The organism is Sphingobium sp. WR1, from assembly GCF_059693745.1.
Window position 1 is genome coordinate 195,225 of the sequence record NZ_JCATID010000003.1, and the last position, 23,510, is coordinate 218,734.

Annotated in this window: 28 protein-coding genes, 1 tRNA gene and 1 pseudogene; 7 read left to right on the plus strand and 23 right to left on the minus strand. The window is 61.2% G+C overall.

Annotated elements, in window-relative coordinates; translation table 11 throughout:
• Positions 1-2 precede the first annotated feature (2 nt).
• The 21 genes from AC58EF_RS05720 to AC58EF_RS05820 all read right to left on the minus strand — a co-directional run bounded on the left by AC58EF_RS05720 (position 3) and on the right by AC58EF_RS05820 (position 18,416).
• Entirely contained in the window at positions 3-1,427 is a 1,425-nt protein-coding gene (locus tag AC58EF_RS05720) for a conjugal transfer protein TraH (RefSeq protein WP_257554554.1), read from the minus strand.
• A gap of 45 nt (positions 1,428-1,472) precedes the next feature.
• Positions 1,473-2,057 (minus strand): hypothetical protein, encoded by a 585-nt coding sequence (locus AC58EF_RS05725; RefSeq protein ID WP_257554553.1) that lies wholly within the window; start codon positions 2,055-2,057, stop codon positions 1,473-1,475.
• Complete coding sequence (locus AC58EF_RS05730) at positions 2,054-2,902, minus strand: conjugal transfer protein TraF (RefSeq protein ID WP_257557043.1); 849 nt, start codon at positions 2,900-2,902, stop codon at positions 2,054-2,056. The genes AC58EF_RS05725 and AC58EF_RS05730 overlap by 4 nt, the downstream gene beginning before the upstream one ends.
• A 23-nt stretch (positions 2,903-2,925) precedes the next feature.
• A complete protein-coding gene (locus AC58EF_RS05735; RefSeq protein ID WP_257554552.1) occupies positions 2,926-3,522 on the minus strand; it encodes a S26 family signal peptidase in 597 nt (198 codons plus the stop codon).
• The gene (locus AC58EF_RS05740) at positions 3,494-4,315 is read right to left on the minus strand and encodes a type-F conjugative transfer system pilin assembly protein TrbC (protein WP_497275213.1); all 822 of its coding nucleotides are present in this window, start codon (positions 4,313-4,315) and stop codon (positions 3,494-3,496) included. The genes AC58EF_RS05735 and AC58EF_RS05740 overlap by 29 nt, the downstream gene beginning before the upstream one ends.
• 31 nt (positions 4,316-4,346) lie before the next feature.
• Entirely contained in the window at positions 4,347-5,447 is a 1,101-nt protein-coding gene (gene traN / locus AC58EF_RS05745; RefSeq protein WP_257554550.1) for a conjugal transfer protein TraN, read from the minus strand.
• Positions 5,447-7,393: a hypothetical protein gene (locus tag AC58EF_RS05750; protein WP_257554548.1), complete on the minus strand. Its 1,947-nt coding sequence runs from the start codon at positions 7,391-7,393 to the stop codon at positions 5,447-5,449. Before AC58EF_RS05750 ends, traN begins: the two co-directional genes overlap by 1 nt.
• Positions 7,394-7,715: 322 nt before the next feature.
• Positions 7,716-8,732, minus strand: coding sequence for a TraU family protein (locus AC58EF_RS05755; protein WP_257554546.1), 1,017 nt, complete (start codon positions 8,730-8,732; stop codon positions 7,716-7,718).
• On the minus strand, positions 8,729-9,322 hold the full coding sequence (locus AC58EF_RS05760) for a conjugal transfer protein TraW (protein WP_257557041.1): 594 nt from the start codon (positions 9,320-9,322) through the stop codon (positions 8,729-8,731). Before AC58EF_RS05760 ends, AC58EF_RS05755 begins: the two co-directional genes overlap by 4 nt.
• Before the next feature lie 55 nt (positions 9,323-9,377).
• Positions 9,378-9,614 carry a hypothetical protein gene (locus AC58EF_RS05765; protein WP_257554545.1) on the minus strand — a complete coding sequence of 79 codons (237 nt, stop codon included), beginning with the start codon at positions 9,612-9,614 and terminating at the stop codon, positions 9,378-9,380.
• A complete protein-coding gene (locus AC58EF_RS05770) occupies positions 9,611-10,351 on the minus strand; it encodes a hypothetical protein (RefSeq protein WP_489008949.1) in 741 nt (246 codons plus the stop codon). The genes AC58EF_RS05765 and AC58EF_RS05770 overlap by 4 nt, the downstream gene beginning before the upstream one ends.
• The gene (locus AC58EF_RS05775; protein WP_489008950.1) at positions 10,348-10,668 is read right to left on the minus strand and encodes a hypothetical protein; all 321 of its coding nucleotides are present in this window, start codon (positions 10,666-10,668) and stop codon (positions 10,348-10,350) included. Before AC58EF_RS05775 ends, AC58EF_RS05770 begins: the two co-directional genes overlap by 4 nt.
• Positions 10,662-13,163: a TraC family protein gene (locus tag AC58EF_RS05780; protein WP_257554542.1), complete on the minus strand. Its 2,502-nt coding sequence runs from the start codon at positions 13,161-13,163 to the stop codon at positions 10,662-10,664. The genes AC58EF_RS05775 and AC58EF_RS05780 overlap by 7 nt, the downstream gene beginning before the upstream one ends.
• Positions 13,160-13,735, minus strand: coding sequence for a TraV family lipoprotein (locus tag AC58EF_RS05785; protein ID WP_489008951.1), 576 nt, complete (start codon positions 13,733-13,735; stop codon positions 13,160-13,162). Before AC58EF_RS05785 ends, AC58EF_RS05780 begins: the two co-directional genes overlap by 4 nt.
• 35 nt (positions 13,736-13,770) lie before the next feature.
• On the minus strand, positions 13,771-15,000 hold the full coding sequence (locus tag AC58EF_RS05790) for a TraB/VirB10 family protein (protein ID WP_373886348.1): 1,230 nt from the start codon (positions 14,998-15,000) through the stop codon (positions 13,771-13,773).
• A gap of 65 nt (positions 15,001-15,065) precedes the next feature.
• Positions 15,066-15,824, minus strand: a complete 759-nt coding sequence (locus AC58EF_RS05795) for a type-F conjugative transfer system secretin TraK (RefSeq protein ID WP_257554539.1) — start codon at positions 15,822-15,824, stop codon at positions 15,066-15,068.
• Positions 15,808-16,446: a TraE/TraK family type IV conjugative transfer system protein gene (locus AC58EF_RS05800; protein ID WP_257554537.1), complete on the minus strand. Its 639-nt coding sequence runs from the start codon at positions 16,444-16,446 to the stop codon at positions 15,808-15,810. Before AC58EF_RS05800 ends, AC58EF_RS05795 begins: the two co-directional genes overlap by 17 nt.
• 9 nt (positions 16,447-16,455) lie before the next feature.
• The gene (locus tag AC58EF_RS05805; protein ID WP_257554535.1) at positions 16,456-16,722 is read right to left on the minus strand and encodes a type IV conjugative transfer system protein TraL; all 267 of its coding nucleotides are present in this window, start codon (positions 16,720-16,722) and stop codon (positions 16,456-16,458) included.
• 134 nt (positions 16,723-16,856) lie between these two features.
• On the minus strand, positions 16,857-17,171 hold the full coding sequence (locus AC58EF_RS05810; RefSeq protein ID WP_257557040.1) for a hypothetical protein: 315 nt from the start codon (positions 17,169-17,171) through the stop codon (positions 16,857-16,859).
• Positions 17,172-17,365: 194 nt separating this feature from the next.
• Positions 17,366-18,136, minus strand: coding sequence for a disulfide isomerase DsbC N-terminal domain-containing protein (locus tag AC58EF_RS05815; protein WP_489008952.1), 771 nt, complete (start codon positions 18,134-18,136; stop codon positions 17,366-17,368).
• Positions 18,123-18,416 (minus strand): hypothetical protein, encoded by a 294-nt coding sequence (locus AC58EF_RS05820; protein WP_257554533.1) that lies wholly within the window; start codon positions 18,414-18,416, stop codon positions 18,123-18,125. Before AC58EF_RS05820 ends, AC58EF_RS05815 begins: the two co-directional genes overlap by 14 nt.
• 442 nt (positions 18,417-18,858) lie before the next feature.
• Here AC58EF_RS05820 and AC58EF_RS05825 point away from each other — a divergent pair, with 442 nt between their 5' ends.
• The 6 genes and pseudogenes from AC58EF_RS05825 to AC58EF_RS05850 all read left to right on the plus strand — a co-directional run.
• A complete protein-coding gene (locus AC58EF_RS05825; RefSeq protein WP_257554532.1) occupies positions 18,859-19,266 on the plus strand; it encodes a helix-turn-helix domain-containing protein in 408 nt (135 codons plus the stop codon).
• A 33-nt stretch (positions 19,267-19,299) separates the two neighbouring features.
• Positions 19,300-19,959, plus strand: a complete 660-nt coding sequence (locus AC58EF_RS05830) for a plasmid pRiA4b ORF-3 family protein (RefSeq protein WP_497275219.1) — start codon at positions 19,300-19,302, stop codon at positions 19,957-19,959.
• A 372-nt stretch (positions 19,960-20,331) separates the two neighbouring features.
• Positions 20,332-20,598 (plus strand): hypothetical protein, encoded by a 267-nt coding sequence (locus AC58EF_RS05835; protein WP_489008954.1) that lies wholly within the window; start codon positions 20,332-20,334, stop codon positions 20,596-20,598.
• A gap of 45 nt (positions 20,599-20,643) precedes the next feature.
• Positions 20,644-20,883, plus strand: a complete 240-nt coding sequence (locus AC58EF_RS05840; RefSeq protein WP_257554521.1) for a FitA-like ribbon-helix-helix domain-containing protein — start codon at positions 20,644-20,646, stop codon at positions 20,881-20,883.
• A gap of 8 nt (positions 20,884-20,891) precedes the next feature.
• Entirely contained in the window at positions 20,892-21,326 is a 435-nt protein-coding gene (locus tag AC58EF_RS05845; protein WP_497275430.1) for a type II toxin-antitoxin system VapC family toxin, read from the plus strand.
• A 22-nt stretch (positions 21,327-21,348) separates the two neighbouring features.
• Positions 21,349-22,377 (plus strand): annotated as a pseudogene (locus tag AC58EF_RS05850) (recombinase family protein); the annotation flags it as partial.
• Positions 22,378-22,560: 183 nt separating this feature from the next.
• On the opposite strand, the gene AC58EF_RS05855 reads toward AC58EF_RS05850, so the two are convergent.
• Both AC58EF_RS05855 and AC58EF_RS05860 read right to left on the minus strand, forming a co-directional pair.
• On the minus strand, positions 22,561-22,719 hold the full coding sequence (locus tag AC58EF_RS05855) for a hypothetical protein (protein WP_489008955.1): 159 nt from the start codon (positions 22,717-22,719) through the stop codon (positions 22,561-22,563).
• Between the two features lie 189 nt (positions 22,720-22,908).
• A tRNA-Pro gene (locus tag AC58EF_RS05860) sits at positions 22,909-22,985 on the minus strand.
• A 185-nt stretch (positions 22,986-23,170) separates the two neighbouring features.
• Here AC58EF_RS05860 and yajC point away from each other — a divergent pair.
• A complete protein-coding gene (gene yajC / locus AC58EF_RS05865) occupies positions 23,171-23,506 on the plus strand; it encodes a preprotein translocase subunit YajC (protein WP_179044360.1) in 336 nt (111 codons plus the stop codon).
• The last annotated feature ends 4 nt before the right edge of the window (positions 23,507-23,510 follow it).

Sequence of the window (23,510 nt, forward strand, 5' to 3'; positions counted from 1 at the left end):
GATCAGCGGTTGCGGTTGGCGGCGGCGCCGGCGGCATCGCGGGCATCGCGGTCGCGCTGGCGAACGACACCGGCATAACTGGCCGAGAGATTGGCCTGGTTGAGGGCGGCCATGTAGGACTGCCGCATCTGCGCACGTTGGCGCAGCACTTCGTCACGCAGATCGCGCAGTTGCTCGATCCCCTTGGTCAGGATGCGAGTCTGGCAAACCTTGGCGTTGCCTGCGTCGCTCGCGCCAGCCACACTGACACCGCGTTCGGCGTTCGACACGGCGAAATCGATACTGCGCGTCAAATCGTTGAGCATCTGATAGGCGAGCGTCAGCGCAACGAGTTCGTCGGTATCGCCGATCACGCTGTCGACGACACCCTGCCGCACGCCCCATTCGAGCAGGCGGTAGATCGGCAATGTTTTCACGTTGGCGACGAACTGCCGCTCATCGGCCGTAAGCGCGCTGCGGGTGCGGATTTTGGTGGAGATCGAGTCCATCCGTGAGCGGGCGAGGATCAGCGCGCCTTTGCCGGCCCCATCGACCGAGCAATCGGCGGCCGTGGGCGGGATCGCCAGTGTCCGAGACTGGACCTTACCGGTGAGAAAATCGTCGACGCTCTCGGTGTCCTGGCGCGGACAGGCGGGGATGGCTGAGAATATGGGCACCTTGTCGGTCGCATCCCAGCGCATATAGACGTCGCCCACACGGGCCCGCATAACTCCGGCCCAATCGGACGCACCGACGCGCGCCGAAGCATGGGCGAGCAGCGACCCGGTTTTGAAGATCTCGGTGACCTCCGCAGGACAGTTCTCCAGCGCGTCCTTCAAATCTTCGGTCGGGCTGTTGGCGTTGGCCTGAATCTTCTCGCGGCTGTGCTGATAGCTTTTGGAGAAGCCCTCCTTCACTGACTTGTAGCCGGTCATTTCCTCAATGATGCCTGACATATTGTCGTCGCCTTTGGCGATCTGCACCATGCGATTGGCGAGGCGGCAATCATTGACCTGAATGCTGTTCAGGAAATTCGTGGCCGCTTCCATCTTGGAGATGATGTTGCCCATCTTCTCGTCGAGGGTTTCGAGCAGGTACTGGAACGCCACCGCGGGCGCTGCCTGAAGGATGCTCTCCAGCTTCTGGACGAGGTAATCCGGATCCAGAAACGACATGCCCCCGAGGAACATGTCGATCCCGCCACAACCAGCCTTCACCTTGGGCAAGGTCACGCTCATCAGATAGTCGTTGTGGACATCGACCCTGCCCGACATGCCGCCCGCCGTCACATAGCCGCGGGTCTGGTCTTCGAAGCTGCCAGGGCTGGTATAGGTCACATTGTCGAACCAGCTTTCCGCCCAACCTTGGGCATGGGCTGGCGCGGCAAGGCTGCCAAGAGCAACAAATGGCAAGGTGATCAGGCTCAGACGACGATGCAGGGTGGCCATGGCGGGCACCTTTCGATGGTTGGAGAAAGGAAGCGGCGCCCCATGTCAGTTCCTCTCTCGATTTGAGGATGGGCGCATGGGCACGCCCACGATCCCGGTGAACTTGGACATGCCGCGCACGCCGACAGCGGGCTTCACGCCCGTCAGCATCTTGGCGGCCAGATAAAGATTGCGCGCCAGGTTGGGCGCATGGTCGGTGCCGATGGCGATCGGAATGATGCGATTGGGGTCTGCGATTGGCCGTACCCAGGCGACTGGATGGCCGACCCAGGGTAGGCCGAGCCGACCGGAGCGAACCATCGCCTCTTGCGTTCCAATCGTGCGAACCTGCCAGCGATAGCGATGTCCGAGTGCGCCAAGTCTTGCCCACAGATCCGCACAGGGAACACAGCCTGGTGCAGTGCTCATTTCTACGACGAAGGCAGGTGCCTGACCTTTGAGTGTTTCGGCAAAATCGGGCGGCCAGTCGCGCGTAACCGGAACGCGGGCCAGCCATTCGCGCATCTCGGACTCTGTGGTGACGGGATGGATAGCGGCCCGCATCGCCTGTTCGCGTGTGACCGGTTGCGCTGACGCCGCCGGGATCAGCACAACCGAGATCAGCAACGCGAAGGTCGCCCGGCCATTCATCGTTGGGGGTCCATGCTTGCGCCGACCAGATCACCGCCGAGGACGCGCGGATCGGTCGCGGACACTGGCCCATTGGCAAGCGCGTCGAAGAACCCGTCTTCCTCGCCAGCACCGGTCATGAACTGCTCTGGGCGGATGTCGCCCGCAAGCAGTCGGACCGCCTGATAGGCCATCTGAATGAGGTTGGGGTACGCCTCAACTCCGCTAGCGATCACCATACGCTGCTGGCTATTTCGCCGAATGATCATCGTGGTCGGCGTAACCTCGACACCGAAGCGCTGGGCGAGTTCCGGCTTGCGATCGATGTCCTGCATGGACACCTGCCAGCCCATTTCTTCCTGAAAGCGCTGAACGATGGGCCACTGGACCCGGCAATAGCCACAGGTCGAGCGTGAGAACATGACCAGCGCGAATTCGTTAGCGCGGGAGCGCAGATATTGACGGCGCACCTGATCCTTGTGTGCGGAAAGCTGGTCGCGCGCGTCGCCCACCATGGGATTGGCAGACTTGGCGTTGAGTTCCGGGTGCTGGAGCATCGCGATCTGGGTGACGCCGGCGAAGGCGCGGGCCTTTCGCCTCGCAAAGTCCTGCAAACGCCAGAAATCGGCGACGGCATCGACCGTCAGCACGGTCGCGGCATAGTCCCGCTGTTGTTCGATCAGCTTGCGAATTTTGGGTGGTGTCCATGTCGCGAGCTCCGCCATTGGCGGGATCGCTGGCTTTACCAGTGCATCGGGATCATCCTTATCTTCCTCAGGCTTGGCAGGCGCCTGATACCACCAATAGCCGGTGCGTTGATCGGCTGCTGATTGCGCGGTTGCGGGGGTGGTGGACACCAACGCCATGGCGAGCAAAAGGCCAGCACGCCTCACAGCAACTTCTCCATGCGACGAAGGCGTTCGATCGTGATGGGGCCATAGTAGCGGCTATCGAATCCGCTGGCATGAGAGGAACCGACATAGATGGTGCCGGGCAGGACCTCGCCATAGCGGGGCTGCCAATGCTCGAGCGCCTGTCCATTGTGCCCATAAGGCTTGCTCACGCCCAGCAGGCGTTCGTTGCAATAATACCAGCCATCCCATTTGCCGGGCGACATCGAGGGCTTCTCTATCATCGAGATGCGATCGCCGGGCAGGCACAGGGCATATTTGGTGACCGTGACCGGCTTTGGCCCCGCGAGTGGATGGGACAGGGTGAACGATACGAGGTCGCCCCGTGCTATCGGCCCGGGCGCCTTGCGGATCAGATACGCCGCGACCGAAGGGCTCATAACGATTGTCACTTGGGGCAAGGCCCAAAATGTGATGAGGCCGATCGGCAGGACGATGCCAAAGGCCTTCCAAAGCTGTTCCGGGCGTGGGGGTTGGCCAAGTCCCGAACTGCCAAGCGCCACCGCTGCCTTGAGCGGCAGTACCTTGAGTTCGGTCCAGCCGGATCTAGCGAGCCTGAAGGCGAGCCTGAGCATCGCTGACCTCCTGCTTGCCGCCAAGGCGGGCATATTCTTCGAGCAAGCCGGAAAGCGCAGCATCGCCATAGATGACGTGCGTGGCGCGTGGACTGTCATCCTCCCGCTCGCAATAGGGAAGCGCCGGATCGCCGGGCACCATCGCCATTGCCGGGACGCGGCTGACGCCATGCTGGCGGAAGATCAGTGGATCGACGATCAGTTGCACATCACGCATTGCGCAGGCGGGGCCTTCGCAACCTGGGTCGAGCCGAAGCACCTCGGCCGAGAGCTTCGCCATCGGCTCGACTTTGCGCATTCCGCCGGGCATTCCCCGAAAGGCAAGCACACCGCGAGCACGTTCGAGCTGCGCCGCATAGGTCCGCAGCGTTGTGACTGGCATCGAGGACGAGACAAACAGCACCGGCACCCAGCCTTTGGCAGTCGGTGGGGCGGCAACATCAGCGACTGCCAACATCTCAGGCGCTTCGAGACCCAGCGCTTGGCTGAGGCGCTGAGCCATGACCTCGCGCTCGGCTGCCATCGCTTCCTTGCCCTGATCGAGCGCAGCACGGGCGCGGCTATCCATGGCTGGCGAAGAAACCCGGCCACGAAGTCCGTCGAATGCGCGGCGGCGGGTTTCCGACGACGGCGTGGGGAGGGTGGTCGGCCCGCGCGTTTCGGCTTCTTGTCGACGCTCCGCAGTTGCTCGTTCCAGGCGATCGAGTGCAGCATCGCCTTCGGCCGCGACGCTGTCCCGCACATTTGCCTGTGGTCGGCTCTCCTGCTCCAGCGCGGCCGTCGACGTGACCATCAGCGTTGCTAACGCGAGCGAGACGCGCGCGTTACTTGCCGATAACCTGCATATAGGCATCGATCTTGTCCTTCATGTCTACTTGAATGTCGGCCTGGGCGCGGGCCTCGATTTCGGAATAATATTCCGAAAGGTCCATTTTGGAGAAATCCAGCGCCTGGAACTCTTCCGGGGTGAAGCCGCGGCAATAAGGCTGCTTGGGCGTGCCCCAGCCGAGCCCGTTGAAGCTCTTGAGCTGCGGGCGGCCCTGTTCCTGGATGATGCGGCCGAGCTTGGTGTTGAAGCAGCAATGGCCGCGGGCCTTCTGGACGCAAATGCCAAGGATCTTCGAGGAGCAATAGCTGCCGACCTCGTGGCACATGCCCGAGCCGCGCAGCATGCCCACTTCCATGTCCTGCTGGTCACAGCCGCTCAGGAGGAAATCCATCATGAAGTTGATGGCGAGGCTGATCGCGATCGAGGTCGGATCGATGCCGACGATAATCGCGTTGGCGCCCGCGCTCGCAGCCTGGCCGGCGGTCGCGCCCGCCCGGAATGCGCCGTAGGCGGCCTTCATTCCGGTGAACACGCCCTTGGCGACCGCGATCTTGGTGCCGATCGACGAGACCGAGCCGCCCATGCCGTCCTTGACGATCTTGCCCTTGTCCTTGCAGCAATTGGAGAAAGTGGTGCGCAGGCCCGCGGGACGGCAGCGCGCGGCGCGCCCCGAGAAGATCTCGATATTGCCGAGGCAGGCGCCGTCCGCATCGACCGCGCCGTCTGCCGGAACGCCGGGATCATCGGGGGGCGGTTCGTCCTCGATCGGCGTGACGGCAAGATCCGTGCAGACGTTGGGCGAGCAAGCCGGACCGCCATCCTGCGGCAGACAGGCGAACTGTGTGCCCAGCGGGCAGCTAAAGGCGCCGTCCTGTTCCTGGACGCAGGACACTTTCTGCAGCGGGCATTGATACTGGCCGAGCGAAGTGATCTCGCACGCTGCGGTTTCGCCGGGACCGTCGGCATCACCGTTTCCGTCGAGATCGGCTGCGCAAAGCTGCTGAGCTTGGGCTGGGACAGAGCTGATTGCGGCAAAGGCGAGCAGCGCCAATGCGGCGAACAGGAAGTGGGATAGCGAGGATATGAACGGGCGCATCAGCGGGACTCCGATGTGCAGATCATGTCCGCGCCCCCGAGCCGTACGGTCTGCATCATCACCACGGCTTCCGGAAAATCGTCGAGGCACCCACAGGCTGAAACAAGCTCTTCACCGTCGCCCAACGGGCAGACGTTACCTCCGGAGCTGTCGGTTGTGCAGGCGTGATAGAATGTGTCCCAGCCTGTCGGCGCATTTTGCTTTGCGCCAATTAACCCATCCACGGCGGCGGCAGTGTTCGCCTTGGGCGCGCGGGTCCTGCAGATTGGCTCACAGGTTGGAACCGTCCCCCGGGCGGGCAGATTGAAGGCGCGGGAAGATGTTGAGTAGCTGCCGTCGTCGGCCTTTACCCGGTCTGCCAACAGCGTCTCGGTCGAATGGTCGATAATATAGGCGCCGCGGCTCAGGTCCGGTTCCGGCAGCGATCCTGTATCGACGATACAGCGATAGCGACGATCTCGCTCGAACCACGGCCGCGCCAGGCTGATCTTGCAGGCGCCACTCTCGAACAGGCGGGTTTGCGGCAGCGGGGTTAGCCCGGTGCCGACACCATTGCGGAAGGTCTGGACGCCATCGACATTCTCGTCGTGAAGCTGACAATTGGCGTCGGCGGAATAGCCGGCGCACAGATCGACGAGCTTCTCGGTAGGATTGCAGCTCAGATCCAGCGTAGCGTCGATCCGCGCCGACACCTCGCCTTCGCCGCCGACCGCGACCCGCACCCATATCTCGTGCGAGCCTTTCGTCAGATAGGGCTTCAGGTCGAGATTGGGATAGCCATACCAGGTCCGTCCGCGTTCGCATTTGCCAGGCGGAAGTCCGGTTCCGGTCCAGCCTCCCGGATCGGACAATACCAGCGCGCCATCGATGCGGACTTGAATCCAGTCGTCGAACAGATATTGCGACAGCTGCGCCGAGATGAGGCGAGCGGGATCGCCGACATTCAGGGTCATCCTGAAATCGTAGATCCGGCAGCTTCCACCGCTCAGGCTGTCGTCGCGCGGCGAGCCCAGCAGGAATGAACGTGTGTCGGGCGTATAGGCGTAGGTCGCGTAGCCACCCGCGGTGCGCGTAATGATGTCGTCCGGCGTAACCGCCTCAAGCTTCACCTCACGTCGGATTGTGCAGGCGCGGATCTGCTCGGCCTTGCCAATCCCTGCGGGCGACCCCTGCAGTGCCTGAAAGATGCTGTTCGACGCAGCTACACTCGCGGCATCGCCCTGGATCGCCGCCGGACTGGAGCGGTAGCCGGTCTGCGGCAAGGACGGGCTGGCTGAACAAGCGGTGCTTTGCACACCTGTATAGCGAATGACCGGGCCGTCGATGACGGCTTGTGCCACCCCAATCCGAGGATCGGCGGTTGTGAGCGCACCGATGACGCCGCCGCCCAGGTCTTTGAGCGCCGAGGCCATATTGCCCCAAACAAGATTGCTTCCGCAGCTATTGTTGACACAGTAGCAGCCTGCGAGATCGGTCAGATCTACTTCCGTGAGCTTGAGATCGCCGCCGGCGGACACGTCCCACTTATAGGTGTGGCACTGATTCCACGTGCCGGGCTGGCAAGCGATCACGCCATTGGCGCAAATGCCGGAAACCGGCATCGGCAGCGTGAGCGTCTGATCGACCGTCCCATCAATGTCCTTGTCGCGCGATATACGCAGCGTGCCGATGTCGCCGGTCGGTGACGGTTGGGCCAGCAACTCGATCAACGTCGCCGATTTTTGACAGGCGATGTTCGGATTGAAAGTCTGGCTGTTGTCGACTGTGGAAATGGTTTGTCCGGCAAGACCGGGCGTCACATAATTCTGCTGGAGTGTGTCGCTGTCGGAGGTCTTAGCACGCGAAGCCTCGGCTGCGGCTCGCGCGCGCTCCTCAACGGTCTGCGCGAATGCAGGGAAGGGCAGCAAAAACGCCGCAGTCAGCAGGAGCAGGCCTCGCCCGGTCATGATGACCTCGCCTTCGTGCTGCGCGAGCCATAGGCGAAGCGGAACACGTCTCCCGCCCGGAACGCGGTGGATCCGGGCGAGAGTATCTGAAACACAGCCTGGCCCTCAAAAATGGTCAGCGCGGCCGCTACCGGAATCGCGACGGGAGGGGGTGCCGCCGGCCCCGATAGGGGGCTATCGGCCGCGCTGACCGAGGGTGGAGCGGCGACGGCAGGGGCAGCCGCCGCCACTCGAGCCGCGCGTCCACCAACGGTGGGGAGCAATCCGTGACGAGCGGACCGGCCGCCCGCGCGAGACGCGCGGTTTGGGGGGAGCGATCCGTTCATGGGGTTGATACCCCCGCGCAGCAGATCGCCTTTTCGAAGAGCATGAATTGTGCGTTGTCTTTGCCGGGCGCGTGCTTGCCGCTTGTCCAGAGCGCGCCGGGCCGCCCGATATTGACGCACTTGCCGCCCTTGACCGGCTCCATGATCTGGAGCTTGTAGCGGCTCTTGGTCCAGATCGGCTGCGGCTTGAACGAGCAGCCGTCTTCCGAATGGATGGTGAGCGCGCCAAGGCGCCCCATCATGAAAGTCGAACGCGCGGCAAGGCCCGCCCAGGCTTCAACCCGATCACCCATGTGAATGTCCCCGGCAATCGGATAGGTCGCGCCCCAACTTCCCATGCACCAGAACAACGGGTCGATGGTCTTGCCGGCTGCCGCTGCCGCGCTGTCCGCCATGCAGGCAAGACCCGCAGCGGGATTGCCGAACAAAATGCCCTCGGGCTGGATGATCGCGCCCAATGTCCCCGACTGCCAGGTCGGCAGCACCTCGGTGATCATCGCGACGTCGAACCCGTCATCTTCGATGCAGGGTAAGTCGGTGAACATGTCGAGCATTTTCCAGACCGGCGAGATATAGTAGTGGGCCTGAGCGAAAAGCTTGGTCGTGTTGGTGCCGTCCGAGATCGACGATTGGCTGCCCTGGAGCTTGCCGCCGGTCGGCAGGAGATCAACGCCAAGCGCCATCATGCAGCCCGGCTCGGTCACAACATCGATCATCCGGTTGGGCGACCAGAAGCTGACCTTGACGCCGAACCAGAAAGTCGCACCCTTGCGACAGGCACACAAAGGCTTCGATGCGGATTGTGCGTCGAGTTCCTTGTCGAGCTTATCGAAGCTGCCCACGCGAACGCCGCCGATGGTAATCGGGAAGATGCAGTTCCAGCGAACCTTCGTGATCGGGTTAAACACCGTGCCCGTCGGGCATTTCGATGCGTGTGCAGGCGCGGCGGGAACCAGGAAGCTCGCGAGGATCGCGGCGGCGCCTGCGCGCAATTTTGATGCGAGGCGGGTCATGGCTTGCGTCCTCCCTTCCGTTCGAGGCGAACCTCGGTCAGTTCGAACTTCTGGCCGGACTGGCGCACGATGACCGGGGCGACGGTGAGACCGAGCCGCTCCTTCACCCGCTCTTCGAGAATGAAGAGCGCGCGGCCGTGCTTCTCGCCGAGCGAGAGCGCATCGTCCTTGGCGTCGCCGTCGGCAGTCAGGATGATCCAGTCGGTGAGTGCCGCCGTCTTCAGCGCCCAGCCAAGATCGCGCGGATGGACAATGATCAGGCGCTGCGGAAGCGACACGTAGGTCAGCGGGTTGAAGGTGAAGCCCTTGGGGTAGAGCAGCTTGCCGTCCGGCAGGCGGATTTCCTGGTCGAGCGTGTAGAACGGGACGACGCTGCGGACGCGGTCCTTCTCGGCGACGCCCAGAGGGGCCGCTTTGAGCGCGCTCCACTGCGATCGCGGCCCGAAGCGCGGCGCGATGTCGGCGGGCTGCTTTGCGGCCGCGGCCTCGATCTCGGCCATTGCATCGGGTTCGGCGATCGGCCAGGTGCGCCCGATTGTCGAGGTCTCGGCGCGCGCCGAACCGGCCAGGATCATCGCGCCGACGATCATCGCGCCGATCAGCGCCGACTGGATCGCGACCACATGCCAGCCCTGCGGGTAACCTTCATCGTCCACGGCGGCGCTCCCTCCAGCTTGGCGGTGGATTGCGGCTCTCGCCCCGGACGGCGCAGCCGAGGCCCGCCGTGCCGACGAGAAGCGCGAGCCAGATGAGCGGGCGGGTGCCGTCGAGGTCCGCACCCGACCAGATCAGAAGGAATGCCTGGACGAGGAGGATCAGATGCGTTCCGACCAGCAGGCGGATCGACGACTGGCAGGGCGCGGCAGAGAAGATGCCGTTCATCGCCGCCTCCACCAGCGGCCAAGACGTCCAAGGTTCGTGCTGATCAGGTCGGCAGCAAGGACGAACAGGCCGCCGCCGACAAGGCAAAGCATGGCGACCGCCACACTATCTTCAATCAGGGTGAGCCATGGTGTGCCGCGCGCGATCTGCACGCAGACGAAGGCGATGACGATGATCGCGCTCTGAACGGCAAGCCATCGCGCACGCCAGAAGAAGGCTTCCAACTCCCGGTGATGAGCAATGATTTCCTCGACGGCGGCGTCGATGGTCTCCGGGCGGCTTGCGTCGACCCATGCGGGTAGCCGTAGGTGCGTGGGCTTATCCTCGACTGGCCATAGCCATTCTGCCGCGCGCCACGCCTGGCGCTGCGCCGCCTGAAGTGCTGACCTGGGGCTTTCTCGCACCGCGAGCAAGCCGATGGAGGCGATCGCGCCCAGCAACGCGCATAGGCCGAGCAACAGCGCGGCTGCGGCTGGGGAAAGTCCCGACCAGGCGAGCAGGAGATAGCCAACCACAACGAAGCCAGCTTCGGCGCTTACAATGAGGATCATGCGGCGGCGCCAGCGGGCGCGCTCATCGAAGAAGATCATCTCCTGGCCGTCGCGGACCGTCTCCAAGAGGTGGATGCGATCGCGCATTTCCCACTGGGTACGGACCAGATAGTCGTGGAGCGTTTCGCCCGGCCGCCGCGCACTGGGGGCGAAGCGCCCGTTAGAAGGGAATATACGCTGGCTCATGTCCGCCTCCGGGACCATGCCAACAGCCGGCTCGCAGCGCCGGTGAGACCGATCAGCATCAGGCCGGTGAGGAAGCAGCCAGCGCCGACAATGCCGGCACCGCGCAGCACGTCTTCCGCTGGCAGTTCGAGCATAAACCCGGCAGCCAGGATCAGCGATGCCATCATCACGGATTCGATGACGATCAGGCGGAAACGCCAGCGCATCGCATTGGCCTCCGCACGCTCGGCCACGCGCGCTTCGATGACTGCTTCCAGTTCATCGTCGGGCGCGAGTTCGAGGGCTAGTTGATCGGGATAGGGCTTGCGGGTCAGCATTGCGGCCTCCCAAGGTCTGGCGTGGGTGTGAGGATTTCGGCGGGATCGACGCCGGCGAGATCGCAGACCGCCTCGAGCGGCGAGCGACCCTTGCGTACCAGCGCTTCGAAGGCGGCGACCTCTTCGGGCGCGGAGGTGTTGATCCAGTAGCTGAAGGGATCGACGACAAGGCGAGCGATGCCCAGGCCCAGCGGGCTGTCGATGAACACTTCCGAATAGTTCGGCTTGTTGTTCCGGACCGACTTCAGAAGGTCGAGGACGAAGCCGGAATAATCGAGAATCTTGTTCTCGACCGCCTTGTCATAGGTCGAACCCTGCAACAGGAAACGTGTAGCGGCATTCTCAAGGATTACCTGGCCGGTGCCGCCAAACAGCAGCAGATCATTCATGCTCTGGAGAATGATGCCGAAGCTGCCGCGATATTTGCGCGCCCGGCGATAGCCTTGGCTGATCGCTTCGGCGAGGCGCGACAGGTCCTGACCCTCGTTCCGGGTCATGAATTGTGCGGCCTCATCGCACAGCACGAACCGGGGACGGTCGCGGGCTGACAGGTAGAGTTCCTGCGTGACCGCGTTGATCACGACCATGATCACGACGTTGAACAGGTCGGGCATCGCCTTAAGGCGTTCCAGCTCCAGCACGACAAATTCATCGCGAGAAATGTCGAAGGTGGAGGGGCCGTTGAAATAGTGCCCGTAAGCGCCGTCCGACCCGAAATCGCGCAGGTTGAACGCCAACTCGCGAGCTGTCGGCACCAGATGGTCCACCCGGTCAAGATCCGAGGCGGTGTTGGCTGGATAGACGCCGAGCCATTCGCGCACCGCGTCGATGCCCGCTTCGGCACGACCGCTGTCGATCGTCCATTGCACGGCCGACTTCAGCAGGTTCCACTCGGAGGTGGTGACTGGCTTGCGGGTCGCGGCGTTGGCCATCTCCGCGACGATTGACACCGCCATGGAGATAGCGGATTCCCGGTCATCGCCATCGAGCGCGAGGCCGAGATCGAACGGGTTGAGAACGAGATGCTCTTCGCCAAGGTCGATGTAGCGGCCAGAACAGAGCGTGCAGAGCTTCTTGTAGCTGCCTCCGATGTCGATGATGCGGATCAGCGCGTTCTGCGCGAAATATTGTTGGCACAGGTTGTTGAGCAGGAAGCTCTTGCCCGCACCAGATTCCGCCGAGACAATGAAATTGTAGTTGTTGATCCGCGGATCGAACAGGTCGAGCGTGATGAGTTGGCCCTTGCGTCCCGTGTAGAGCAGGGCAGGGCGTCCGCCGCCCCGGAAATCGGTCTGGATCGGGGACATCAGCACCGCGGCGCGCGCGGGCACGCGAAAATCACGCTGGAGCATGCCGATGGTGCGACGGTCGGGATAAAGTCCGAAGGGCAGACTTGCGGCCAGCAGGATAGGATTGAGGTAGGACTCTTCCTGCACCATCCAGGGCAGCGGCTCGCTTTCCCACAGCCGTTTGGCGCGGGCGGCCATCTCGCGCGCCTGATGCCGGTCGCGCCCGAACACCCAGAGCGTCGGGATCACCGAGACGAAACGGCTGTTGCCGACCTCGTCCAATACCCAGCTGATTTCCTCGATCTGTTTTCCGACCTCGACGGCGAAGCTGCCCGCGGCCTTCTGCGCCGAAAGAATCTGCGCACGCTTGTGAACTTCAAACGCGGAATGATCGAACAGGACATTGAGGGTATAGAGAAACGGCCCACCGATCTGGTCGCTATCTTCCGAACTGCCGCGCATACCGCCGGTGAGGCGATTGGCGCGCTCGGCCGTAATCCGGCGCGGCGGTGATTTGGGCGTCAGGCAACGGGCGACCTGGTTGCCGAGAAATACTTCCGGTCCCTCGAAGCTCAGCGCCGGTCCCGCGTCGATGATCTGGCGGCGCAGCGGCACATCGGCCGTCTGGGTGAACACGCCGGGCGCAGGTACGTGGACGCCATTGAAAATTCGCCGGTAGAGCGAGACGATCTCGCCGGGCGCCATCGGTCGGATGCCCAGCTTGGCCATCTGCTCCTCGATCTGGCGCTTGAGATCGCTATCCATGGGCTGACGCATCTTGACCGCGAGGAACGTGCGGAAATCGCGGACCGGGATGCCGTGCAGAGCCTTCAGGCCCAGGGTGCCGGCGCGCAGATAGTCAAAGGTACGCCGCGCCGAAGCCTGGATCAGCGGATCGGGGCGGCTTTTCAGATCGAGATAGGCGTCGAGCTGATTGTCGATCAGTGGATCAGCGAAGCTCTGGATTTGCAGAATTGTGCCTTCGGGAAATTGCACATTGAGCAATCCCAGCAGCGCTTCATGGACGTGTGCGAACATATAGGCTGATGGGACCAGCTCCCAGGCATAGCCCCAGCCGTCATCTATGGTCAGGAAGGCTTGTTCTTCCTCGACCCAGGCCGCGAGCGGCAGATAGTCGGAATAGCTGTCCCGCTCGACGCTGCGCCGCAGTCGTGCGAGCGTCATGCCGCCCTTATGCGCGCTCATGGCTGCGGCTCCGCATCGTTCTGGCGATCCTTGACCTGCTCAAGCACGCTGGCGCGCGCTGCGGCCGGAACTGGTTCCACCAGATAGTCGCCGACCACCCATTGCGGGCGCTCGAGCACCGAATAAACATAGCGCGGCATGTAGAGCCGGTCGGGCCGCTGACGGTCGGCATAGGGCAGAATCAGCGTGCGCACCGCGCGCGAGGGCTTCAGCATCGGCGTGACGGGCTGGTCGATCAGACCCTGAAGCTCGCGATAGACGCTGTCGCGGTAGCCGGTGAAAGCCCCAGGCGCTGCCTTGCCTGCACGGCCTGCGGTCTTGTCGCCGCGCAGCATCTTCTTGTCGCGCGTGACGGCGGGATCGGATTTTGACGCTACCCCGGCTACCGCGTCGGCATAAGCCTTGTCCGGGTGAATGCATTGACCATGATCGTCATTCTTGCACGAGAATTTCTCGGAGTATGGCGACATGACCGAGCCGAGTGTCGCGCAGCCACTCAGCATGAGTGCCGCCGCAACAGGTATGGCGAGTGACGCTACGCGCGCACCGCGCGAGCAAGTTGGTAGCCGCATGGGGCAAACTCCCTGTTTGATGGAGGGCCGGCGCATCAGAATTTGCTCCCGGCGGTAGGCTTGATCTCGAGCGTGACGCCTTCCTGGATCACGACAACGACGTCCTTGGCGGCACCTACCTCAACGATGGGGCCAGCTTGACGGGCGAGATCGAGATAGAAATCGGTGAGCTTGTCAGAGGACTTGGAGAGACCGCCGGCGATACCGGCCTTGGCGGCATCGCCTGCATCGAAGCTGCGCACCGAGCCCAGCGCCGAGGTCGAGACGTTGCCGACTGTGTTTTCGACCGTGTCGGCGATGCCCGTGATGGTGCCAGCGATAAACGCGCGAGCAAGAGCTGCCCCGGCGCGCGTCACGACTTTGCCGGATAGGCCTTTTTTCCCGTCAGCGTCGACGAAGAAGCCCTTGATTGGCTGGTCTACAACGGAGCGCTCGTCAAAATCGACGCAGGACAGCGAGACTAGCTGGATCTCAACCCGTTCCTTGGCGAGACTGCCGGTTGCGTTGCCAATAACGAAGCAGCCGGCGAGGTTTGCCTTCACGTCATTGGGAAGCACGGCGGGAGCCTGAACCCGAGCGATCAGCGGTTCTGGATTGCTGGTCGCGTCCCGACTGGCCAGCGCGTCGATCCCGGTCAGGAGCCGCGCCTTCATGAAACCAGGTGGTAAATAGATAGTCCGATTCTTTTTTTTCGAGCCCGAAGCCTGATCACCGGCCGCGACCGGACTGGTCGCGCCGCCGATCGCGCCAACGGTTTTTTCGACGGGTGGCGCGGGAGGGGCAGGCGGAGCGGATGGAGGCGCGGGAGGGGCAGACCCGATGTCGCCGGTCGAAGGCGGTTCGGGGAAATCGGGTACTTCACCCGGTATTGCTGGAGGCAGATCGGGATTGGCGGTATCCGGTGATGATCCGCGAGACCCGGCACCGGGCACGATTTTGCCCTCTTCTATCGCCGTGATGCGTTCACCGAGCAGCGACTGACCATCGAGGATCTTCTGAAGGTCGCCGCGCAGCTTGACCTCGAGACTATCGCCGCGAAGACCCGCGCCCATATCCAGTTTCGATGCCGGCGGCGCGCTCGCTTGCTCCGGCTTGTCGCCGCTTGCGATATACAGACCCAGGCCCAGTGCGCCGATCGCGCCAATGACACCGATCTGCTTGAGCCGGAGTTGATGACGGGCACTCAGTGCTGCCCAACGTGCCTTGACGTCAAGCAAGGCAGGACCTCGCTCGAAACCTGTAGCCCGGACGCGGTTTTCCGCCATGCTTTCAAGGTCGAGCTCGTCGCCTTCAACCTGGGAGCCGCGATCACGGGGAGAGCCGCCCGCGCTCATTGTCCGGCTCCCCGGCGAACGACGATGAGCCTCGCGGTCTCGCCTGCTGAGAGATTGCCGCGGTCCAGCGTAACGGCGAAAATATTGGCGCCAAGCGCACTATCAAGGAAGCTACGCTCGTCGAGCACGGCTTCACTGCTAACCGAAACCAGATATTCGGACGCTGATAGTCCCGAACCATCTATCTCGATACGCTGGCGTTCCTCGATCGCTGCGTCAGGCAGGCTGACAAGGCGGATCGTACCGGAACGTGGTGCGACAGTTGTGAAGCTTCCCGGTATGCGATCCTGGAGCATGGCGAGCGTGATGGAAATCGCACGCTCTTCCTCGACCAGGGGGCCGAGCAATTCTTCATTGGCTCTGGCGCGCTGAGGAGTCCCAGGTTGCAACATGACTGTCTGCGCAGGAATGTCGGAAGGCTCGGCATAGAGCGGGTAGACCGCACCGTTGCAGGTCACGAAAAACTCCGATGGGGTGGTGACGAAGCTTCGCGTCACCATGCCCGCATCGTCGATCTCTCGGACCAGAAACTTGATCCAGGCATCGGACCCGGCGCGCTCGACCGCGATAGCCTTCTCAGCGCTGAATTTGACGTCCTCGATCTCACCGCCCGCACAGATGACATGGTTGATGTCACGGTTGGACAGGCGGATCGTGCTGGTCTGGTCAGGCAGCGCGACGATGGTCTGCGCTTGTCCCGGCAGCGGCGTCAGCGCAAGGCCGAGCGCCAGCAGCCGCTTAACGGGGCTGGGCATCGAAATTTTCCTCCGTCAGGGCAGTCAGCCAGAAGCGGCCATTGTCGATCACGTAGCGAATCCGCAGATTGCCCCGGAATTTGCGGATCACACCGCCGATGACTCGAACCTTCTCGACCGGCACGAGTATCTCGCGGTCGGTCCAGGTCACGGGCTGGTCGGGGCGGATGTAGGTCGCGATCGAAAGCGTGGAATTGTCGGCGAGCTCGTCGAGCAAACGATTAAGGCTGTCTCTCAAGCCATTGTAGCTTGAAGGATGCACAATGCTCAGCAGCTCCTGAAACTGCCGGTCCGCCGAATAGGCGGAATATGTGCCCGAGAGCGAAACCACGTTGCGCGTGATCATTCGGAGATAAGCTTCAGACGGCTTGTTCCCCGTGACATAGAGATCGCCACCCGCGCCGAAGGGCACGACGACCGTGCGCGTGTTCTGGTCAGACGTGTAGATCGCCATGCCCAGCACGGCCGTGATGCCGAACAGCCCAACCACCGCGAGCTTCAGCAGCCGGTTCTCTTCGAACAGGTTGCTTGCGCCCTGGACATAGCGATGGATGCCGTAGCTGGCGGGCTTGCCGAGCAGCGGGTCGCGCGGGGGCATATCGGGGGATTTGCGTCCGAACATCGCTTGTCCTCACTCGAAAAAGCGGGTCTGCGTCGGCCCAGGATACTTGGACCAACGGACCAGCCCCCAACGCCAGGCAAGGTGCGGAATGAACCCACGTGACTTGGTCCGGAGCCAGGGAATGAAAAGGAGAAGGGCCGCGATGAGCGCCCAGCCGAGCATCCCGCCGACAATCACGGCGACGAAGATGGTCGACATCACCAGCACGAATTCGTCGGAGCCAAACCACAAGATTTGGACCGGCTTATGCAGATATTGGGGTAGCCGTTCGTCCACGAACCCTTCTCCTCCTGCTTCAAGACCGCCCTGCGAAGCTGCGGTTGAACAACACAGGCAGTCTCACCAGCACGCCGGAGCGCCCTGGTCTGTTGAGGTCCGTCGTCCGCGCGAACGGGCGGCGGACCGAACCGTCAGATCACCATTCCGAAGGTCTGGAGGATGGTGTCGGATTTGATCAGGCAGACCGCGGCGACGATGGTCGGGATGCCGACCATGACGTTGCTGAACAGGCGCGAGACGCCGAACAGGAAGGCGGCGACGCCGCCCACAAAGCCAAGTGGGCCTTTCACGCCTTTGTTGACCACGATATCGTAGATGTCATAGCCCAAGTCACCGGCCGTGGGCGCGGTGAACGCGTGGGCTCCGCCGCTGACCAGCGCAGCGAGAGCGAGGGGAATGCCGATATTGGCAAAGGATGCGGACTGTCTTCCGAGAGTCTTCAACATGTACGTGCTCCAGTGAAAATGGGCCGTTCCGCGATATGCTTGCCGGCATCGATGGGTATCGCTGTCGGCCGACGGCGAGGCTGAACGGCCCGTTTCGGGCTTCGCCATCGGCATTCCGGTGCGCGCGACGTCCCTGCAGTGCGGCAGGAGGACAACCGCGAACATCCGCGATGGGGGAGTAAAGAGGGGGGCGTTCATCGCGCAGCATCGGCGAGCGCCTTCCCGGTCTTCAGAAACTCTTCGAGCTCGGCCTGCTGAAAGCCGGAAATAACCTTTCCATCGACGATCAGCGTGGGTGTCCCAGTGATACCAACCTTGCTCACGACCTTGGCGTCAGCCTCGACCCTGGACCGGCCTTCCGCGCAGCTTTGAAGCGCAGTGGGTGCCGCACCCGCGTAGATCGCCTTGAACGCGACCTCCTTGTCGGGCGAACAGAGGATATGCTCTGCCTTCGCCGCCGCTTCGGCATGGATGCCGGAAACGAAAAAGATCAGACGCCGAACCGGCTTGCCTTCCGCCGCCTTCGCGGCCCAAAAGCGATCAAGGGCTCGACAATAAGGGCAGTCAGGATCGGTGAACTCGATTACCACCGGTGCCCCGATGGGACCGAGCGCCAGCGCTTTGCTCGTATCGATCCCTGCCAGCTTCCGCTGTGCAGTCGAATCCTGGGCAAGAGCGGTAATGTTTATACCGTTGCGGTCATAGACCGCCGCGAAGAGCAGATGCTCGCTTTCGGGAGCATAATATATGATACGGCCGCCAGCTGAGGCCTGATAGATCGGTCCCTTGACTGGCGCTGGTCCGAAATCCTCAAACTGCAAATTTCTAAAGGTCTGCCGCAATTCGCTTTCGGCCTCGCGAGCTGCTGCGATAAGCGGATCAGCCTGTTGCGCTGACGCGGCGCTTTGGGCGACGAGGATCAAAGGCAGAACGAGAGCGACCGCCCCCAGCTTAGCGACGCGCATGTGAATTCTCCTTGATTGAGCTGGCCGGGCGCAGGAGCAGTCGCGCATCGAGATGCACGCCGGTACCGATCCGGATGGTTTTGGGTGGAGCCGAGCGGTTGGAGGTGTCGTCGCCTTGTTCGGGGATGGAAGCGCGAATGACGAAACCACTCCCCGTCGGAACGATGTCACGCGGGCCTTCCACGCGCGGCGATGCGTTTCCGCCAGGTGCCGCCTTTGCGGCTGTCATGGTGACGACGGCGCAACAGGCAAGCGCAATCGCTTTGGCAATCGGCTTCATGCACGACTCCATTCGGCGCCTCGCGCCATGTTTGAGAATTACTTGTGATCTTGAAGTATCAGGTTCGATTCGACCTGAGTTTTCAGGAACGAAGTCTGATTGATTTGAAACGAAGAAGATTGCAACAGCGCTAGGCAGTTAAGTTCCGATTCCTTAAAATTAGCCGGTAACACGCCAATTTTGTTTGTTTTATCCTTGGATTGCAGAATCGAACTATGCGTTTGCTATTCGGTCTTGAAATGCTGAATAGGCGCATCTGTAAACATTTTTGCGCGCTGGCGATTTTTCGGCATGTATTAGAGAACGGTGATCGCTAACTACAAAACCGGCAATGAAGTTCCTCTAAAATCAACGCTAACTATTATTGCATAAATCCTTGAGATTAACTTAGCTGCTCTCTCTGCCTGTCATGTCAGGAGCGTCTGCCGAGGAGTGCGGAAGCATGTCATCGAACGAGAGATTTGCCGCTGTCGATCTGTCCCCTTTAAAGCTGATCAAGAAGATTGCCGGGGAACGGATCAGGCAAGAGCGAAAGCGGCGCCACATTACGCAACCGGAGCTTGCCCAGGAGATGGGCTTCAGTCCGCGATGGCTTCGCGAGATGGAGTCCGGGGCCCCGAGCACCCGACTGGACGATCATCTGAACGCCACTTTGCGGCTAGGACAATCGGTTGGCCATATCGTGCTGCCGCTGCTCTGTATGGGGCACGGCATCCGATTTCCCCAGCACCTGATCTATGATGATCTCGGTGACATCGAGCTCAAATGTATCGAGTTGATCGCGGGTTCAGCGGTCAATTCGCTGAAGCAGGATCTGTCTCCCGAGTGGTGGCCGTCAGGCGAGGCTTGATCGATGTTCGCTGCGATATCGCCGGTATAGACCTTGACGTTGTGGGTGGTTGCCGGTCTGCTCTGCGGTATGTTTGGACCTCCCGACGCCGTTCAACTCCGATTATCAATCGATGAGATCAAGCCAGTTGCTTGGCGGCGGCTCATTGTGCCGAGCGGATGGAACCTCGAGCAGCTTCATCTCGTTATCCAAGGAGCTTTCAATTGGTGGAATTATCATCTCCACGAGTTTGACATTGGGGGACTGCGCTACAGTAATGCCGCAGAATCCATAGACGGCTCGACCATCGGCGATCCGAAGGTCTTTGATGAACGCGAGGTCAGGCTGCGGGATTTTCGTAACGCGGGAACCTCATTCACCTATCTATACGATTTTGGCGACAACTGGTATCATACTATTGAAATTGAAGATTATCTTTTTCTTGAAAGCACGCCCCACCAAGCGACTTGCATTGATGGAGCGGGCGCCCGCCCGCCCGAGGATGTCGGAGGCGTCCCGGGCTACGAGCGATTTCTGGATGTGATCCGAAATCCCAAGGATCCTGAATACCGAGAAACTAAACGCTGGTGCGGTGGTCATTTCGATCCTGGGTGGTTCGACCTTGCTACTGTCGACAGGGATGTTCGAAACGCATTGAAGCCCGGCGTGCGGCGCAAGCTTCATCAGCCGAGGCCAAAGAAATCTCAGTCGTAAATTTTTTCCACCGGTTTGCTCATTTTGCTTTGCTTGCCGGATGCGATTGAAGAGCGAACAAAATGAAACAGGGCGACGAAGGCGCATCCGCGCAAATTTTCGGCAGTGATGTGCAGAAACTTCAAATTTGGTACTTCAATATTCTCCCGAAGAAATGCTAACGTGACTTCGCTTCATGACTGTCCTGCGCTGCCTTTTGGGGTAGCGTTCCATGTGTCTTGCCGAAAGAAGTAAATCTAGCCCTTCGTGGTGGATGGGCCACTTGCCATGTCCGATCCATGGCGGACTGTCTGTTGATGACGAGATCCTAGCGGAACAATCGGTATCCGTACCAATTGGGGAGTCCGGCCAGGCGGCCGGGCAAGCCGCTCAATGAAGGGGCGCGAGGATGGGCTAGGGGACGACGATCGTCCCGTGCGCCACAGCAGGCGGTTTTCCGACGAGATCGTCGAAAAGGCCCGGAAAGTCTTCCAGAAGCGCACCAGCAGAAAGCTTACAAACGAGGACGCGCGCCAGATTCTCGAGAATCTGACCGGCTATTTCCGTGTACTTCACGACTGGGAGAGGACCCAACGGAAGCGGGAGGCTGAAAGCGCGGGCCCCGACAAAGGTCGCCGCAACCATATTGACGAGGATTGAGGTCAATGGTATCAGTGATGTCATTCTTGTTCTAGGGGTTGGGCTATGGCCGGTGCTCTTCAGGTGCGTAATCTTGAGGACGATATTATCCAGCGCTTGCGTCGCAGGGCTGCACGCCATGGCCGTTCCGTCGAAGCTGAGCACAGGGAAATTTTGCGACAGGCTTTGTTTGCCGAGATCGACCCTTCTTTCGAGGCGCTGGCTGCCGAAATGCGCGCGCTGACTGCGAACCGGGAGCAGACGCCTTCTGAAGTCCTGATGCGTGAGGGGCGTCAAGAACGGTGATGCGCTTGGTGATAGACGCCAGCATCGCGGTGAAGTGGGTGGTGACGGAAGACGGAACCGACGAAGCCGTGTCATTGCTCTCCGGCCATCGCTTGGCAGCCCCCGATCTGCTGGTTGCCGAGTGCGCGAACATCCTTAGGAAGAAGGTTCGTCGCTCCGAACTTACGGTGGAGGAGGCGATGGTTGCCGTCCGAATCATCCAGCGTGCCGATGTCGAACTCCTACCCATGCGCGCACTGATGGAGTCGGCCACAAGGCTCGCCATTGACCTGGATCGCCCTGCCTATGAATGCGTGTACCTCGCGCTGGCAATGAACCAAGGTTGGCAATTTGTGACTGCCGATACGAAGTTCGTCGACAAAGCGCGGCAATTATCGCCGGCCGTGGCGCAAGCCATACTTTCCTTGGAGGAATTGGCGGGCGGCAGTGGAGATCGGCACTAGCCGTCATCAACGGAGGATCGACATGGCGCGAGCAGCCAAGACGAAGACGAGGCAGAAGGTGCAGGAGGTTCAAACTCCAAAGGCCGTGATATATGCGCGCGTCTCTTCTCGCGAGCAGGAGCGGGAGGGCTTCTCGATTCCGGCGCAACTCAAATTATTGCGTGAACATGCCGAAGCCAACGGGTTAGTTGTGGCTGCTGAATATATCGACATAGAGACGGCCAAGCAGAGTGGACGCACCAATTTTGATGAAATGACCCGCTATCTTCGCAAGCACAAGACAATTCAGGCCATTCTGGTTGAAAAGACAGATCGGCTGTATCGGAACCTCAAGGACTGGGTGACGATCGACGAGCTTGATGCTGAGGTTCATCTTGTAAAAGAAGGCGTCTCTCTTTCACGAGAATCACGATCGTCCGAGAAATTCATGCACGGCATCAAGGTATTGATGGCCAAAAATTATATCGACAATCTTTCGGAAGAAGTCCGCAAAGGCATGTTGGAGAAAGCCGAGCAGGGCTTATGGCCGAGCGCTGCGCCCTTCGGATACCGAAATGTGGTGGCACAGGATGGCAAGAAGGGCATCGTCGTCGATCCCGATCAAGGCCCGATCATTACCCGCCTGTTTGAATGGTATGCGACTGGGGGCTATTCCTTGAAGGAAATCGGCGCGCGGGCCCGTCAGGAAGGTCTTGCCTATCGCAAGAGCCAACGGCCGGTGCCGGTTAGCACCGTGCATAAAATTCTTCGCAGCCGCCTTTATACCGGAGAGTTCGAGTGGCTGGGCAAAGTCTATCAGGGAAGCCACCAACCGCTAATCTCGAAGGATTTGTGGCATTGTGTGCAGGATATTCTTGATGGGCGCAACATGAAGACGCGTAATCCCAAGACCGGTGGTGGCGTCCGTGAGTTCGCCTTCACTGGTCTGATCAGCTGCGGCCATTGCGGGTGCGCGCTCACGGCGGAGATCAAGAAGGGCAAATACATTTACTACCACTGCACCGGCTTCCGGGGGAAATGCCCTGAAAAATTCGTACGCGAGGAAGCCCTTGAGGAGCAGTTTGGGGCATTGCTAGCCAAACTCCGCTTCGACAAGGAGGTTTACGACCTGATTGTTGAAGCGCTGAGAGACAGCTTCGAGGTCGAAAGGCACGACCATGATGAAGCCGTGACACATTTGCGTGCTGAGAGCGACCGACTTCGAAAGCGCCTGGAAGCGGTTTATGTAGACAAGCTAGACGGCACCGTCACCGACGATTTCTATCGTCGCATGGCCGTCCAATGGCGCGATGAGCTCGATCGTTGCCAACGCGATCTGGCCCGGCATCAGGAAGCTAGCAACGACTATATGGATGAAGGGGTCGCGCTGCTCACGCTGGCACGCATAGCGCATAGATTGTTCGACGGTTCTAGTGGAATCGAGAAACGTAGGTTGCTCAATTTCGTACTATCGAACTGTGTCTGGAAGCACGGTGAGTTGAGTGCTGATTACCGGCAACCATTTGATATGCTTGTTAAAACTATAAATGAAACCGGCCCATCTCAGGGGGGCGGCAGCGCCGCCACCCCCATAAATGAGATTTGGTCGGGACGAGAGGATTCGAACCTCCGACCCCCACACCCCCAGTGTGATGCGCTACCAGGCTGCGCTACGTCCCGACCGGAGGGCGCCCTTTAGAAGCCTGCGCGGGAAGTTGCAAGCGCTCAATCACGGCTCTTTTCACGGCCCGCCCGAATCCCTATTCATATTGCCTCGCCGGGCGCATCTGTGTTAGCCGCCCGCCCTTGATGCGTGGGCGCCTTCGGGCGGCCCGCGCCCGACAGAAAATAAGGCAGTCCCACCCATGTTCATTACCCCAGCCTTTGCCCAGACCGCGGGCGGGCAAGCCTCCGGTGCCGGTGTCCTGGTGCAGATGGCGCCGCTGGTCCTGATCTTCGTGGTCTTCTACTTCCTGCTCATCCGTCCGCAGCAGAAGAAGATGAAGGAGCATAAGGCGAAGATCGACGCCGTGAAGAAGGGCGATCAGGTCGTCACCGGCGGCGGCCTTGTCGGCAAGGTCGTGCGCGTCGACGAGATTTACGCCGATGTCGAACTGGCGCCCGGCATGAAGGTCAAGGCGGTCAAGTCGACCCTGACCGACGTGATCGACCCGGCGACCGCCAAGCCCGCGAACGACTGAGCGG